This is a genomic window from Campylobacter sp. RM16190 (assembly GCF_012978835.1).
In the GTDB taxonomy this organism is placed as follows: domain Bacteria; phylum Campylobacterota; class Campylobacteria; order Campylobacterales; family Campylobacteraceae; genus Campylobacter_A.
In genome coordinates this window covers 75,567-90,585 of the sequence record NZ_LIWS01000008.1, presented here as the reverse complement: position 1 = coordinate 90,585, position 15,019 = coordinate 75,567, and the positions used below count along the sequence as shown (strand labels likewise).

15 protein-coding genes and 1 tRNA gene are annotated in these 15,019 nt (G+C 36.3%); 12 read left to right on the top strand and 4 right to left on the bottom strand.

Annotated features, from left to right (window positions below):
* The 3 genes from CDOM16190_RS08740 to CDOM16190_RS08730 all read left to right on the top strand — a co-directional run.
* The coding region (locus CDOM16190_RS08740) for an alpha/beta fold hydrolase (protein ID WP_249934151.1) at positions 1 to 543 on the top strand (543 nt) is incomplete at its 5' end.
* Complete coding sequence (locus CDOM16190_RS08735) at positions 540 to 1,988, top strand: Mur ligase family protein (RefSeq protein ID WP_170020187.1); 1,449 nt, start codon at positions 540 to 542, stop codon at positions 1,986 to 1,988. The genes CDOM16190_RS08740 and CDOM16190_RS08735, both read left to right, overlap by 4 nt.
* A gap of 725 nt (positions 1,989 to 2,713) precedes the next feature.
* On the top strand, positions 2,714 to 4,258 hold the full coding sequence (locus CDOM16190_RS08730; RefSeq protein WP_170020185.1) for a methyltransferase regulatory domain-containing protein: 1,545 nt from the start codon (positions 2,714 to 2,716) through the stop codon (positions 4,256 to 4,258).
* Here the strand turns inward: CDOM16190_RS08730 and CDOM16190_RS08725 are convergent.
* From CDOM16190_RS08725 to CDOM16190_RS08710, 4 genes are read right to left on the bottom strand one after another with little or no spacing between them, the layout of a single operon-like run.
* Positions 4,255 to 4,743 carry a SixA phosphatase family protein gene (locus tag CDOM16190_RS08725; RefSeq protein WP_170020184.1) on the bottom strand — a complete coding sequence of 163 codons (489 nt, stop codon included), beginning with the start codon at positions 4,741 to 4,743 and terminating at the stop codon, positions 4,255 to 4,257. The genes CDOM16190_RS08730 and CDOM16190_RS08725 overlap by 4 nt on opposite strands.
* A gap of 8 nt (positions 4,744 to 4,751) precedes the next feature.
* Entirely contained in the window at positions 4,752 to 5,567 is an 816-nt protein-coding gene (locus CDOM16190_RS08720) for a ferritin-like domain-containing protein (RefSeq protein ID WP_170020182.1), read from the bottom strand.
* A complete protein-coding gene (locus CDOM16190_RS08715) occupies positions 5,564 to 6,100 on the bottom strand; it encodes a rhomboid family intramembrane serine protease (protein WP_170020180.1) in 537 nt (178 codons plus the stop codon). The genes CDOM16190_RS08720 and CDOM16190_RS08715 overlap by 4 nt, the downstream gene beginning before the upstream one ends.
* 21 nt (positions 6,101 to 6,121) lie before the next feature.
* Positions 6,122 to 6,808: an NlpC/P60 family protein gene (locus tag CDOM16190_RS08710; RefSeq protein WP_170020178.1), complete on the bottom strand. Its 687-nt coding sequence runs from the start codon at positions 6,806 to 6,808 to the stop codon at positions 6,122 to 6,124.
* A gap of 130 nt (positions 6,809 to 6,938) precedes the next feature.
* Here CDOM16190_RS08710 and murA point away from each other — a divergent pair, with 130 nt between their 5' ends.
* From murA to speA, 9 genes are all read left to right on the top strand, one after another.
* Complete coding sequence (gene murA, locus CDOM16190_RS08705; protein WP_170020176.1) at positions 6,939 to 8,204, top strand: UDP-N-acetylglucosamine 1-carboxyvinyltransferase; 1,266 nt, start codon at positions 6,939 to 6,941, stop codon at positions 8,202 to 8,204.
* Positions 8,205 to 8,206: 2 nt separating this feature from the next.
* Positions 8,207 to 9,364 carry a molybdopterin molybdotransferase MoeA gene (locus CDOM16190_RS08700; RefSeq protein WP_170020175.1) on the top strand — a complete coding sequence of 386 codons (1,158 nt, stop codon included), beginning with the start codon at positions 8,207 to 8,209 and terminating at the stop codon, positions 9,362 to 9,364.
* A 40-nt stretch (positions 9,365 to 9,404) separates the two neighbouring features.
* Positions 9,405 to 9,479, top strand: a tRNA-Gly gene (locus CDOM16190_RS08695).
* Between the two features lie 59 nt (positions 9,480 to 9,538).
* Positions 9,539 to 10,345, top strand: a complete 807-nt coding sequence (flgA, locus tag CDOM16190_RS08690; protein ID WP_170020173.1) for a flagellar basal body P-ring formation chaperone FlgA — start codon at positions 9,539 to 9,541, stop codon at positions 10,343 to 10,345.
* A complete protein-coding gene (locus CDOM16190_RS08685; RefSeq protein WP_170020171.1) occupies positions 10,342 to 10,890 on the top strand; it encodes a UbiX family flavin prenyltransferase in 549 nt (182 codons plus the stop codon). Before flgA ends, CDOM16190_RS08685 begins: the two co-directional genes overlap by 4 nt.
* Positions 10,887 to 11,363, top strand: coding sequence for a pantetheine-phosphate adenylyltransferase (gene coaD, locus CDOM16190_RS08680; RefSeq protein ID WP_170020169.1), 477 nt, complete (start codon positions 10,887 to 10,889; stop codon positions 11,361 to 11,363). Before CDOM16190_RS08685 ends, coaD begins: the two co-directional genes overlap by 4 nt.
* Positions 11,364 to 11,963 carry a dTMP kinase gene (gene tmk / locus CDOM16190_RS08675; protein ID WP_170020167.1) on the top strand — a complete coding sequence of 200 codons (600 nt, stop codon included), beginning with the start codon at positions 11,364 to 11,366 and terminating at the stop codon, positions 11,961 to 11,963.
* On the top strand, positions 11,956 to 13,191 hold the full coding sequence (hisS, locus tag CDOM16190_RS08670; protein ID WP_170020165.1) for a histidine--tRNA ligase: 1,236 nt from the start codon (positions 11,956 to 11,958) through the stop codon (positions 13,189 to 13,191). The genes tmk and hisS overlap by 8 nt, the downstream gene beginning before the upstream one ends.
* The gene (gene speA / locus CDOM16190_RS08665) at positions 13,184 to 15,019 is read left to right on the top strand and encodes a biosynthetic arginine decarboxylase (RefSeq protein WP_170020163.1); all 1,836 of its coding nucleotides are present in this window, start codon (positions 13,184 to 13,186) and stop codon (positions 15,017 to 15,019) included. Before hisS ends, speA begins: the two co-directional genes overlap by 8 nt.

Sequence of the window (15,019 nt, the reverse complement as noted above, 5' to 3'; positions counted from 1 at the left end):
CACGAAGATCTTTATACGAAAGATTATGCCGAGATTATGAGGCTGTTTTTGAAAGAGATAAATATCACTCCAACTCTTATCGTCGGACACTCGTTTGGCGGAAAGGTTGCAACCTTGCTTAAGCCTGCAAATTTAGCTCTTTTAAGCAGTGCTGGCATAGTTACCAAAAAGCCGTTTTTCGTGAGGTTTAAAATCGCCGTTTTTAAAATTTTAAAAGCTCTTGGATTTGGCTTTTTATATAAATTTTTTGCCACAAAAGACGTAAAAGGCATGAGCAAGCAGATGTATGAAACACTTAAAAACGTAGTTAATGAGGATTTTACAAATAAATTTAAAGAATACAAGGGCAGGGCGCTTATATTTTGGGGGGAAGACGATAGTGCGACTCCGTTAAAAAGCGGCGAGAGGATACATAGCCTCATCTCAAACAGCGATTTTCATCCGCTTAAGGGCGATCACTTTTTCTTTTTGCTTCATGCAAGATACATCAGCGGAGTTATCGATTCCGAGCTAAATTTAAATGAGAAAGAGGAGCTAAAATGAGCGAGAATTTAACTGAAATTTTAACAAGCGGCGGATTGATTATTACTCACTCTTTATTTACTCTTGCGATTGGATTTTATCTTATCACCTGCTTGCAGTGGTTTTCGTACAAATTCGAGCGGGTGCTGTTCCACTTCACAAAGCCTGCCTGGCACGTATTTTTTGCGATAATTCCTGTTGTGCTTTACTATACGACGGGCAAGTTTTTTTGGATATATTTTTACTTTGCGATGGTGCCAAGTCTATATCTTTGGCATAAAAGGCTTGATAAGAAGCTAGTTTTTACTCCAAGAGTTAAGCGATTTTTCATTATACTTATAATCGCCTTGGTGCTTGAAAATATATTTTGCTACATCTCGGTTAAGTGTCAAAATTTAGGCGTTATACTTCCGCTTGCAATTTCATTTATACTTAGCTTTATGCTTGAGAAGATGAATTTTAAGATGTATGAAAAAGCGGCTTTTAAAAAGCTTGAAAACATGAAAGAGCTTAAAATCGTTCTGATAACGGCAAGTTTTGGCAAGACAAGTATTAAAAATTTCTTGTTTGAAATTTTAAAAGATGACTTTAAGTGCCACAAAACTCCTCGCAGCGTAAATACTCTAGCAGGCTTGATCCAAGACGTAAATTCAAATCTTGCTAGCGATACGCAAATTTATATCGCAGAAGCAGGAGCTAGACTGAAGGGCGATATAGCTGAAATTACCGCGTTTTTGCGTCCTCAAATCGTAATCGTAGGCGAAATAGGGGCTCAGCACATAGAATATTTTAAAACTCTTGATAATATCCGCGCAACCAAGCTTGAAGCGCTTGGATCAAATCGACTTGAAAAAGCCTTCGTGCATAGCTCAACACTGGCAAAAGAGAGCGAAAAAATAGAAATTTTTGATAAGAATTTAAATGAGATAGAAGCGAATTTAGAAGGCGTAAAATTTAGCCTTGACGAGTTTAAATTCAGCTCCCCGCTACTTGGTAAATTTAACTGCGCAAATTTAGCAGCCTGCATAAAAATAGCTCTTTATCTAGGGCTGAAAGCGGACAAAATACAAAACCTAATATCCAAGCTTAAAAACATCGAGCATAGACTGCAACGCATTGATGCAGGGGGTAAAATCATCATAGATGATAGCTTTAATGGAAATTTTAACGGTATGAGTGCATCTTATGAGCTTGTCGCAAGCTATGATGGCAGAAAAGTGCTTATAACGCCAGGAATAGTAGAGAGTACTTCGGAAGATAATGAAAAACTAAGCAAGATCATAAATGAAATTTTTGATGTAGTGATGATATCAAGCTCTTTAAATGCGGCTTCCTTGTTAAAATACCTAACAAAACCAAAGATAATCATCATAAAAGATAAGTCAAAAATGCAAGAAATACTAGCTCAAAAAACCAAAGCAGGGGATCTGATACTATTTTCAAACGACGCGCCTAACTTTATGTAATAAATTTGGGCTTTTATAAAGCCCAAAAATTGATTATAAGGCACGTTAAAAACTACCTTAAAAAGCCAATACTTTCCAAAATCTTTAGAAAAATAGAGCTAAAATTTCAAAGATAAATTTTTCATTTGCATTTTTGTGTAAAAGTTCGTTTTTTAGGCAAAAATTTAAAAGCACTGTGTTTATATCTAACACACAAATTACTTCAGATTTCTCAAGCCAGAAGAGCTCATTTATAATCTAGCTTCACTATTGCCAATCATCAATTATGACTGATATAGTGTGTTATGTTGGTGTTTCTTAAAAGCAGATTTTGGTTTTAAGCAAAAGAGAAATTCCTCTGCATACACATCAACACATCCAACAAAAAGTTGCATTTTACTCATTGCGTTTTATGCTGTTTTATTTTATGATAAAATCTATAAAAAGGTTAAATGCAAACTATTTTCATCATTTTGTATTGAAAACTATAATTTTCAAATTAATATTTATATTTTCAAGATACGCTTTTCGAATATAAATCAAAGCTCTATATATACGATATTTTATAAACTTTACATTTTGTATATTTTAAATTTATCCATTAAATTTAATGTGATATTTTACGCTTGATTTCATATATTTTTCTATATATTAACAAAAACCTTCTCTTTTATAAAATTCCTAAAAATTAAATTTATGCAACTAATGATAAAATAAACTTTGAAAAAACTAAGGAGATTATTAAAATGGAAATAAAACATATCGAAGAGAGCTACGATAGCATACCTTATGTATCACAATCTTTCAAATATTCCCACCCTTATAAATTAGAAGCTATAGCAAAACTTTTGTTGCTTGATCCACCTAATGCTTCAAAAGCAAAAATTTTAGATATAGGATGTTCTTTTGGCGGAAACCTGATACCTTTTGCTCTGAATAATCAAGAAGCAACGTTGGTTGGAGTTGATTTATCCGGTACTCAGATAGAAAAAGGAAATAAGATAATTAGCGAACTTGGAATAGAAAATTTAAAACTATATCAAAAAGATATATGCGAAATGAGAGATGAATTAGGAAAGTTTGATTACATAATAGCTCACGGTGTATACAGCTGGGTTCCAAAAGAGGTTCAAGACGCTATTTTAAAGACCATAAAAAATTTACTATCCCCAAATGGAATCGCTTACGTATCTTACAATACATACCCTGGGTGGAAAAACAAGTCGATTATAAGAGATTTTATTGATATTTTTATGCCAAAAAATAAATTTTCCCCGCAAGAACAAGTTAAATTTTTAAGAGAAAATCTGAAATTTCTAAAAAGTTATATGAGTGCTATAGGTTTTTCTGACAAACAAAAAAACCTTATAAGCACCATAGACAGCTTAGATACGAATGATGACAGCTATATATTTCACGAGTATTTTGAAATTTTCAATGATCCTTGCTTTTTTTATGAATTTATAGAACATATAGAAAAATACGAGCTTGGCTATCTTGTTGATTCCAATCTAATATTTTCTTTAAATAACACACATGATCAGCAACTATCAAATATAGTTAAAAATTTTAATAATATGGAGCCAAGAATAGCCATAGAGCAATTCTTTGATTTTACGACAGGGATGTCCTTTAGAAGAAGTATCATAACACATAAGGAAAATTTAGCGAAAGCAAGACTTGATAAAACATTTAGTAAAAAAGTTTTAGATGAGCTAAATTTACTCGGATCATTTACGATTAAGGACAATAAAATATTTGATTCGAAAAATAAAGAGATAAATAGTAGAGTGATAAAAATAGTAAATATTTTAAACTCATCCTTCCCTTCTACAATCTCTATCAAAGATATTGTAGGGATGTTTGATGAAAATGATAAAAATCAAGTTTATGCAGATATTGTATCGCTGATCATTAACGATAGCGTGGATATACTACCAAATCCCATAGTTTGCGTTAAATACAACCCCGGAAAAAGCAAAATAAAAGATATCTATAAAAGATACATTAAATATTTTTTGAATAACGATGAGCGAATAATATCATTTTCCAACTATCTAAACGAAATAATAGGAAAATTTGCCAAAGAAGAATTTGAGATAATGCTAGCCTTTGACGGACAAAACAGCATAAAAGATATCAAAAGACTACTGAAAGAAAAAAATATACAGATGCAAAGAAGAAATGAAAAAGGAGAGCTTGAAATAGTAGATAAAAATGAAGCAGTAGACATCTATATAGTCGGACTCATTGAAAAGATGGTCAGAAATAATATGTTTGAGTTAATTTAGTCCTTATGTTTTTTTGGATAGTCAAAAAACAAAGCGCGATTTGAATGCTCTTTAATATCTTTAAAAGAGCATTCAAATTCTATACAAAATATCCCGCAAGTAGGGATATTGCCTATTACGGCATCGCTTAGAAGTTCGCAAATTTCAGTTATAGTGTCATTGTGCGATACGATAAATACGCTATTTAGCCTATCATCAAGCCCTCTTATAAACTCAAGCATATCGCTCACACTAGCCTCGTAAAACATATCTATAAACTCTATTTTACCTTTAAATTTAACAGCGTCAGCCATCTTGCTAGCAGTTTTTGCGCAGCGTTTTGCAGGGCTTGAAAAGATCGCATCCACCCTCACCTTATGCTTTTTAAGCCTATCGCACATCAAAGCCAAATCTTTCTTGCCTCGTTCGTTTAGATCTCGCTCAAAGTCGTTTTCATAGTCTTTTTGAGCTGCTTTTGCATGCCTTATAAAGTAAATTTTTTTCATATTCACTCCTATTTATACGCCCTATTTTTGGCTATTTGCTTGATGCGCTCTATCTCTAAAGCGCTAAATCCGGACTTTAATCTAGCCTCTTCGTTTAGCTCCCTGCTTTGCATAAATGAATTTGGATAAATTCTCTTAACGATAGCGATATATTCGTTTGGATCAACGTTTCTACGCTCACACTCAAATTTAAACCACCTATCGCCCTTGCTGACATGTGAAATTTCTTCATCCAAAATCACTTGCAAAATCTCTTTTAAAGCAGCTTTCGTATCGTCATTTTCAAGTTTTTTAAGCATAAAAGCATTTGCATCAAGTCCGTTTGCCTCCATGTATCTTGGAAGCACAGCCATACGCTCAAGCAATGAGTTTTCAGTCATCTTAAGTGCTATAAAAAGCCCGTTATGAACTTGTATATCACCGTATTTTACACCAAAATTTTGCATATATTTTTCAATCATCTCAAAGTGCCTTATCTCATCTTCAGCCACCTCAAGCCAGTCGTCATAATAACGCCTAGGAAGACCTCGGAAGCGATAAGCCGCATCAAGCGCTATATCTATGGCGCTATATTCGATATGAGCGATCGAGTGAAGGAAGGCTGCGTCTTTGTTTTGTTTGCTTGATTTTTTATCCAGATTTTTCATCTCCACGACATCACAAAATTTAGCGTAACTAGGCTCCTTAAGAGGTAAAATTTCGCCATCATCCACTATATCATAATGTCCCGCCTTGTAGCCGTCGTAAAAATTTTTAAATGTAGCAAATTTCTTATCCTTATCGCCACATCTTAAAATTTCGCCAAGCTCTTTAAAAAACCTCATAAAACTCTCGCTTTCATTATCAAATACCCAACGCCAAAGCCGATTATGTGAGCGTACCAAGCTATATTTACTCCCATCATCAAAGGCACAAAACTCATAAGCAAGATAGCTATCAAAAGCCCTTTAGCGCTACTTCTATCAAGAAATGCCATGATGCCAAGAAGCACGCTTATGGCTCCGCTTGCTCCGACTAAATTTATAAAATTTCCGTTAAATTCATAGACAAAATAGATATAAACGAAGCTTAAAAGCGAAGTAGTTATGCCTCCAAGCAGATAAACTAGGCTAAATTTTAAAGCTCCAAGTTCGCGTTCCAAAATAGAGCCAAACTGAAAAAGAACCGCCATATTCATAAGCAAGTGAGTTAAATTTCCATGCATAAACATCGAGCTCAGTAGTTGCCAGAAAAAATTTTGATCTAAAAGTAGCAAATTTAGCCCGAAAACCAAATTTAAATCACTATCTTGAATAATGAAATTTATAAGAAAATATACCAAGCAGTTAAAAGCTATCAAAAAAGAGGTTACATACAATCAAAATCCTTTTAAAAGCCTTTAAATTTTAACTCTGCCAAAGCCTGCAAATCTATTTGAGCTAAGATATGTAGAGCTACATTTTTTACAGCTTACCACATAGGAATTTATCTTTTTTCCGCCTGCTTTATGCTTATTTTTTTGAGAAAAATTTATGACTCCTTTTTTACTTTCCTTCCCGGAATGATGTATAAATTCTATAGTTCCATCGCTATATATATCGCTTACTATGCCTATATGCGTAATTATTTTTGTCTTTTTGTAGTTTTTTGTTTTGCTTGTAGTGTTGTTAAAAAATATCAAATCTCCTACTTTTGGATTCTCTTGAAAAATCATATCCTGATTTTTATATAGATTAAAAATAGCCTCCGATTTAAAACCATATTTAGTATAAAACTTTTCTAAATTAGCCTCTTTAAAATATATATTGTTATTTTTTTTATTTATTAAAGATACAAACCCAGAGCAGTCTTTGCCACTTTTCTTTCCAATATATTCATTTATCATTTTTGAAATATACGATGCCTTGGCTGCATAATACACTCCGGTATGATCAAATTCTGCAAATTTAATATGGCTTTGCTCATCTTTTATTTCTTCTATTGTATCTGGTGTTCGTTTTTGATCTAAATTCGGAGTTAAGTGAGAACAACCTGATAGAAAAAAGCAGCTTAACATTGTGGCTAAAATAGACTTTTTAAATTTCAATTTACATCCTAAGTTTTTATTAAGCGATTAAAATTATATAGATAATTGGGTAAAAAAGGCTTTAAATGTCTTAAATTTTCTTTTTATAAGTTAAGTTGCGTTATAATCGCTATCTTATAAGGATTTAATTATGTTTTATTTGGAAATAGAAGGAAATAGTAAATTAAGCGGAGAGGTCGCTATAAGCGGTGCTAAAAACGCGGCATTACCGCTTATAGCATCAACGTTGATAATAAAAGATGATGTAGTACTAGAAAATATCCCAAATGTTGCAGATATAAAGACTCTTGCGACTTTACTTGTAAATTTAGGTGCGAAGTGTGATTTTTTAGACTCTCATATACTAAAAATCAATACAAACAATATAAACTCTACTAAGGCAAACTACGATATAGTCCGTAAAATGCGCGCTTCCATCTTGGTTCTTGGACCCTTACTGGCCAGATTTGGACATTGCGAAGTAAGCTTGCCCGGAGGTTGCGCCATAGGTCAGCGTCCGATTGACCTTCATCTAAGTGCGCTTGAAAAAATGGGTGCAAACATAGAAATAAAACAGGGCTATGTAGTAGCTACCGCGCCAAATGGCTTGCACGGAGCCGATATTGTATTTGATAAGATTACGGTCACAGGAAGCGAAAATATCATAATGGCGGCCGCCTTAGCGCACGGTACCACACGTCTTACAAACGTAGCAAAAGAGCCTGAGGTAGTGCAGCTATGCGAGGTTTTAGCAGATGCCGGAGTGTATATAGAAGGAATCGGGACTAATGAACTTACTATTAAGGGCACGGGCCAAAACCTCATAACCTCTAAAAATATAAGAGTAATTCCAGACAGAATAGAGGCTGGCACCTACCTTTGCGCAGGTGCTATTACAAATTCTAAAATCACAATAACAAATGCCAATGCAAGTCACCTAAAGGCTATATTAACCAAATTTAACGAGATGGGCTTTGGCATAGATATTAATGAAGACAAAATAACCATACTTCCTACGGATAAAATAAAGCCTGTAGAGATAGTAACAACAGAATATCCCGGCTTTCCAACCGATATGCAAGCTCAATTTATGGCTCTTGCGCTAATTGCAGACGGAGTTAGTGTGATTGATGAAAGATTATTTGAAAATCGTTTTATGCACGTAAGCGAACTTAGCAGAATGGGCGCTGATATACGTTTAAACGGACATATAGCAAGCATATATGGAGGAGAGAAGCTAAACGCAGCAGATGTCATGGCTACTGATCTTAGAGCCTCTTCAGCCCTAGTATTAGCAGCTCTTGCAAGCGATGGAACAAGCAAGGTGCATAGAATTTACCATCTTGATAGAGGTTATGAAAATTTAGAAATAAAGCTCGCAAAACTTGGGGCTAAAATAAAAAGATTGGAAGAATAATAATGATAGTAAATGAAGCCTTAAAAACTATATTTGATAGTGTAAAATCGAGTAATAATAGTGAATTTGTAAGCATATCCATGGCAGTAGGAGAAATTTTAGCCGAGAATATAATCGCCGTAAAGGATTTGCCTGCATTTGATAACTCGGCGTTGGACGGCTATGCTATGAAATTTGCCGATAAAAACAAACCTCTAAAAGTTATAGACGCTGTTTTTGCAGGAGATAGCAAAGATACATCGATAAAAGATGGCGAGTGTATAAAGATAATGACAGGCGCAAAAATGCCAAAAGGTGCAGATACCGTGGCTAGACTTGAGGATGTTATCATAGAGGATGAAAAAGTCATAGTAACCGATAAAACAAGAGCCTATGATGCATTTAGGCATAGAGGAGAAGAGGTAAAAGTAGGAGATGAGCTTATCAGCGCAGGCACCAGACTGGCTCCAGCTCATATAATGATGCTCGCGGCTCAAGGCATCTCTCGTGTAAAAATATTGGTAAAGCCAAAAATAGGTATTTTCTCAAGCGGAGATGAGATAATAGAACCTTGGCAAACAGCCAATGAGAATCAAATTTATAACGCAAATGCCGAAGCAATAGCTGCCATACTGTTAAATTTCGGTTTCAAAAGTAGCTATTTGGGGATAATAAAAGATGATTTAAACGAGACTATAAATTCGTTTCAAAATGCAAATTTTGATGTGATTATTTGTTCTGGTGGGGCTAGTAAAGGTGAAGCTGACTATATGAAAACCGCTCTACTTTCGCTTGGTTTCAAAGAACTTTTTGAACATATAAATGTTAGACCTGGTCGCCCATGCAAGGCATACTCTAAAGATTCAAAATTAGTTTTTATACTTCCTGGAAATCCTATGGCAGCCTTTTTACTCGCATTTTTGCTTGTAGTGCCATTTTTAAACGGCAAAAATTTGATGCAAGTTGAAGCGGAAGCCTATCAGGATCTAAAGATAAAGTCCGGACGTCAGAATATAGTATTAGGAACGCTAAAAGATGGTAAATTTCATATAACAGATAACAATAAATTTGGTTCAGGTATGATATTGCCTCTAGTAAAAAGTAACGCCATCCACCTTTCTGATTTCGATCAAAACGAGATAAAAAAAGGTGATAAGATTTTTATTTATAAAATTTCTTGACAAACGGTGATGATTTTGATAAAATTGCGACTTCTTATCCGCGGGAATAGCTCAGGGGTAGAGCACAACCTTGCCAAGGTTGGGGTCGCGAGTTCGAATCTCGTTTCCCGCTCCATCTTTTTTTTAATCTTTTTTTCTGTATTTTTATCCGCTAACTCTATTGCTTTAAACCCTATGTATTGCATAAATAGTGACTCTATAACCCTTAAAACATTAGGATATGATGGAAAAGATGAAGAAATTTTAAATTTAAACGGCAATAAGGCAGCTAAAATAAGCTCAAACCAGATAGCCAGTATCGCAAAGTCTCGCCTTATTAATTTTGAAGACAAAAGCGGTGGCGAGATGATTTTTGTAAAAGATTGTAGTGAGATTGAGAAACTTCAAAAAGAGTTTTTAATAGCCGTTACAAAAGAGTATCCTGATATCAAATTTATCAAATTTCCTGAAATTTCGGCACAAAACGAATTTCCTAAAGACTTCTCATCCTATAATCTAGATCAAATTTATATTAACTCTTTAAATAACTCAAAAGGAACCTTTAGAGCTATATTTAACGCAAACGGCATACAAAAAACATTTTTTTTCAGATATGAGTTTAAGGCTCTAATGCCTGTTTTAAAAGCTGTAAAAAATATCTCAATGAGGCATATTTTGGGCATTGCTGACTATAAAATGGATATGGTAAATTTTGATAATTTTTTAAAAGATTCTTTTACCAAGATTCCGTCATCAAGACTAATATCAAAACAAAACATTAAAAATGGCGAAATTCTTTTAAAAAGACAGTTTGAGTTTTTAACTCTTGTAAAAAGAAATGATAATATTCAAGCTGTTTTAAACGATGGTTCTTTAAGTGTAGTGATAGAGGTTAAAGCTCTTGAACATGGAAATTTGGGCGATATTATCAAAGTAAGAAGCAAGGATAACAAAACTTTTTATGCTACAATCGTATCTAAAAAACAAGCGATCATAAGATGAGAAAAATTCTAGTAGGCATTAGCGGGGCAAGCGGCGTAAATTTGGGCGTTAAGCTTGCTAATGAGATAGCTAAAACAAACGAGTGTCACGTCATCATAAGTAAAAACGCTAAACTTGTGCTTGAAAAAGAGCAAAAGCTAAATTTGGCTATCAAAAACGCTAAAATTTACGATGACAGCGATATCTCAGCCTCGCTTGCTTCAGGCTCTTTTGGCATAAAAGCTTCCATCATAGCCCCCTGCTCTATTAACACGTTAGCAAAAATTCACGCAGGCTTTGCCGATACGCTTATAACTCGTGCCGCAGCGGTTGCTCTTAAAGAGCGAAGAAAGCTAATACTTGGAGTTCGAGAGATGCCGTTTTCTACGATCGCACTTGAGCAGATGGCAAAGCTTTCAAGCCTAGGTGTTATCATTGCGCCGCCTATTTTAGGGTATTATGCCGACATAAAAAGCGTAGAAGATATGGAAAATTTCATCATCGGCAAGTGGCTTGACGGGCTTGGTATAGAAAATCAAATTTATAAAAGATGGGGCGAAGAGTGAAAAAATCTTGCATATATCCGGGAACCTTTGATCCTATCACAAACGGACATATAGACGTTATCAAGCGCGCTACAAAAATTTTTGACAAGGTGATCGTAGGGGTTGCTAAAAGCGAGAGCAAGCAGCCGTATTTTGATATCCAAAAGCGTGTTGAGATGGCTAAGATCGCAACTGCAAATTTAAAAAATGTAAGTGTTATCAGCTTTGATAATCTTCTTGTGGATTTTGCCAAGAGTCACGATATAAACATCGTCATACGCGGGCTTAGAGCGGTTAGCGACTTTGAATACGAGCTTCAGATAGGCTACGCAAACGCCACGCTTTGGGATGAGTTTGAGACCGTTTATCTCATGCCAAGCCTTAAAAACGCCTTTATATCAAGCTCTATCGTGCGCTCGGTTTTAAGGCATGACGGCGATGTGAGCAAGCTTGTGCCAAATGAAATTTTAGAAATTTTAAAGGAAAAAAATTAGATGTATGTGCTGTTTGAAGGGGTTGATGGGGTCGGCAAAAGCACTCAGATAAGAAGAGTTGCGAAAATTTACGAAAACTCCGTTATCACTCACGAGCCCGGCGGAACTAAGCTTGGCGAGAAGCTAAGAGAAATTTTGCTTGGCAAAAACTCGCTTAGCAAAGAGGCTGAAATTTTGCTGTTTTTGGCCGATCGTGCCGAGCATTTTGATAAAATTATAAGCAAAAACGAAGATAAGATAGTTTTAAGCGATAGAGGATTTGTCTCGGGCATGGCTTACGCCATGGCAAATGAAAGCCGTGCGGGTAAAGCCTGCGATGAAGCGTATGTGCAAAAATTGCTTGAGTTTAATAAATTTGCCCTGCGAAGTAATTTACCTGATAAGATAGTGTTTTTTGAGGCGAATTTAGAGCTTTTAAACTCCCGCGTTTTTTCTCGTAAGCTTGATCATATAGAAAGTCGCGGGGCGGATTATCTGCTAAACGTGCAAGAGTGCATGAAGCGCGTTTTAAGCTTGCTTGATATAGAAATTTTAACTATAAACGCAAGCGATGAGATGGATAAAATAACAAATTTGATAAAGGAATTTATAGATGATTAGCGCATTAAGAGGGATGAAAGATCACCTGCCTCCAAACGGGCAAACCTACGAATATATCATTAAAATTTGCGAAGAGGTGGCGAAAAACTACGGATATAGCTTTATCATGACGCCTCACCTTGAGCAAACCGCGCTCTTTAGGCGAAGCGTGGGCGAAAGTAGCGATATCGTGGGCAAAGAGATGTATCAGTTTATCGACAAGGGCGAAAACGACGTCTGCTTGCGCCCTGAAGGCACGGCAGGCACGGTTAGAGCGTTTATAGAAGCAAAGCTCGATAGAGCCGGAGGCGTTAGAAGATACTTTTATCACGGCTCGATGTTTCGCTATGAGCGCCCGCAAAAGGGTCGCTTAAGGGAGTTTCATCAGTTTGGCTGTGAGTGCTTTAACGAACCAAGCGTCTATGAAGACGCAAGCGTGATCTTGATGATAAATGAAATTTTTAGCAGGCTTAACATCAAAACCTCGCTTAAGATAAACTCGCTTGGCGATAGCAGCTGCATGCCCGCTTACCGCGAGAAGCTGCTTAAATTTCTAAGCTCGTATGAGGCTCTCATTTGCGAAGACTGCAAAAGGCGCAAGGATACAAATCCTATCCGCGTGCTTGACTGTAAAGAGCAAAAATGCCAAGAAATTTACAAAGACGCACCTTTAATAATCGATAATTTAAGCGCAGAGTGCAAGGCTGATTTTGATAAATTGCAAGAAATTTTAACCGCAAACGGCATAAAATTCGAGATAGATTCAAGGCTCGTGCGCGGGCTTGACTACTACTGCAAAACGGCTTTTGAGTTCATAAGCGACGAGATAGGAAGTCAAAGTGCGGTTGCAGGCGGCGGCAGATACGATAAGCTGGTTGAGTATCTTGGCGGCAAATCAAGCTACGGGGTCGGCTTTGCCATGGGAGTTGAGCGTATAATGGAAATTTTAAGCTCAAGAGAAAATAGCACCGACAGAGAGGGAATTTACATCTGCGCGCTTGATAAAGAAGGTCTTGATATCATTCATCAAGCCGGTATAAATTTAAGAAAAAAACACAAGACAAACATATCTTATGAGGCTAAAAATTTACAAAAACATCTTAAAAACGCTGATAACCTAAATGCCGAAATTTTTCTTTGCATGGGCGAAAACGAGCTTAAAGAGGGTAAAATTTGGTATAAAAATCTAAAAAATAAAGTTGAAAAGACAATAAATTTAAATGAGCTTGAAGGAGTGCTAGGTGAATAACTACGGTTTAAATTTATGGGGTGATTCAAATTTTATCATCGAAAACGGCAAGGTATGCATAAACAACGGCTCAAAGCCCGCTATCATAGATATCGTAAAAGATATTAGAAGCGAAGGCTATAGAGGACCATTGCTGCTTCGCTTCCCGCATCTAATCAAAAAACAAATTCAGCAAATTTATTCAAATTTCAAATCGGCGATTAAAGAATTTGACTACAAAGGCGACTTTAACGCCGTCTATCCGCTTAAAGTAAATCAATACCCTGGCTTTGTAAAAAACCTGGTTAAGCACGGCAAAAGCTACGGATACGGGCTTGAAGCGGGCTCTAAAGCGGAACTTTTACTTGTAATGGCTTACAATAACGAAAACGCTCCGATAACGGTAAACGGCTTTAAAGATAAAGAGATGATAAATATCGGCTTTATCGCTGCTGAAATGGGTCATAATATCACTCTTACGATAGAGGGATTAAACGAGCTTGAAGCTATCATAGCTACGGCAAAAGAGCGCTTTGCGCCAAAGCCAAACATCGGACTTCGTATCAGGCTTCATAGCTCGGGTTCGGGAATTTGGGCAAAGAGCGGCGGTATAAATTCTAAATTCGGACTAACCGCAACCGAGCTTATTGAAGCCGTAAATTTGCTAAAAGAGGCGAATTTGCTTGATTGCTTTAATATGATCCACTTTCATATCGGCTCTCAGATAACCGAAATCCATCCGCTTAAAAAGGCGCTAATAGAAGCGGGCAATATATATGCAGAGCTACGAAAAATGGGAGCAAAAAACCTTAAAGCGATAAATTTAGGCGGCGGTCTAGCGATAGAATACTCGCAGTTTAAGGAAAATTCAAGCCGCAACTACACCCTAAGCGAATACGCAAACGACGTGGTTTACCTGCTTAAAACCATCGCAAATCAAAAAAATGAGCTTGAGCCGGATATATTTATAGAAAGCGGTCGCTTCGTAGCCGCCTCTCATGCAGTGCTCGTTGCGCCCGTGCTTGAGCTTTTCTCTCAGGATTACACAGAAGAAAAGCTTGCACTTAAGAAGAAAAATCCTCAGCTCATAACCGAACTAGTCGATCTTTTAAACACGATAAAAGCGTCAAATGCGATGGAGTATCTGCACGATAGTATGGATCATATGGAAAGCATTTTAACGCTATTTGACCTTGGATATGTGGATCTGGTTGATCGCTCAAACGCTGAAATTTTAACCCACCTTATCATCAAAAAAGCGGTAAAAATGCTTGGAACTAAGCAAAATAATCCGGAGCTTTTAAAGCTACAAGAGGAAGTTCAAGAAAGATACCTTATAAATTTCTCGCTATTTCAATCGCTGCCTGATTTTTGGGGACTTAAGCAAAATTTCCCGGTCATGCCGCTTGATAGGCTTGATATTCGCCCCACCCGCTCGGCCTCGCTTTGGGATATCACATGCGATAGCGACGGGGAGATTGGATTTGACGATGAGTTTAATCCTCTCTTTTTGCATGATATTGATGTGGAAAAAGAGGAGTATTTCTTGGGATTTTTCATGGTCGGAGCCTATCAGGAGGTGCTTGGCATGAAGCACAATCTCTTCACTCATCCTACCGAAGCGACGATAGATATAGAAGAAAACGGCTATAAAGTGGCTCACCTGCTTGAAAGCCAATCGATCCTTGATATCATGGAAGATCTTGACTACGATATATACGAAATTCAAGACACCCTAAGCGAACGAATTGAGAAATCAAAACTAGTAAATGAGACTCAAAAAAAGCAAATTTTAGGCGAGATGTATCTCTTTTTAAACGATAACGGTTATCTAAAAACCATATCTTAA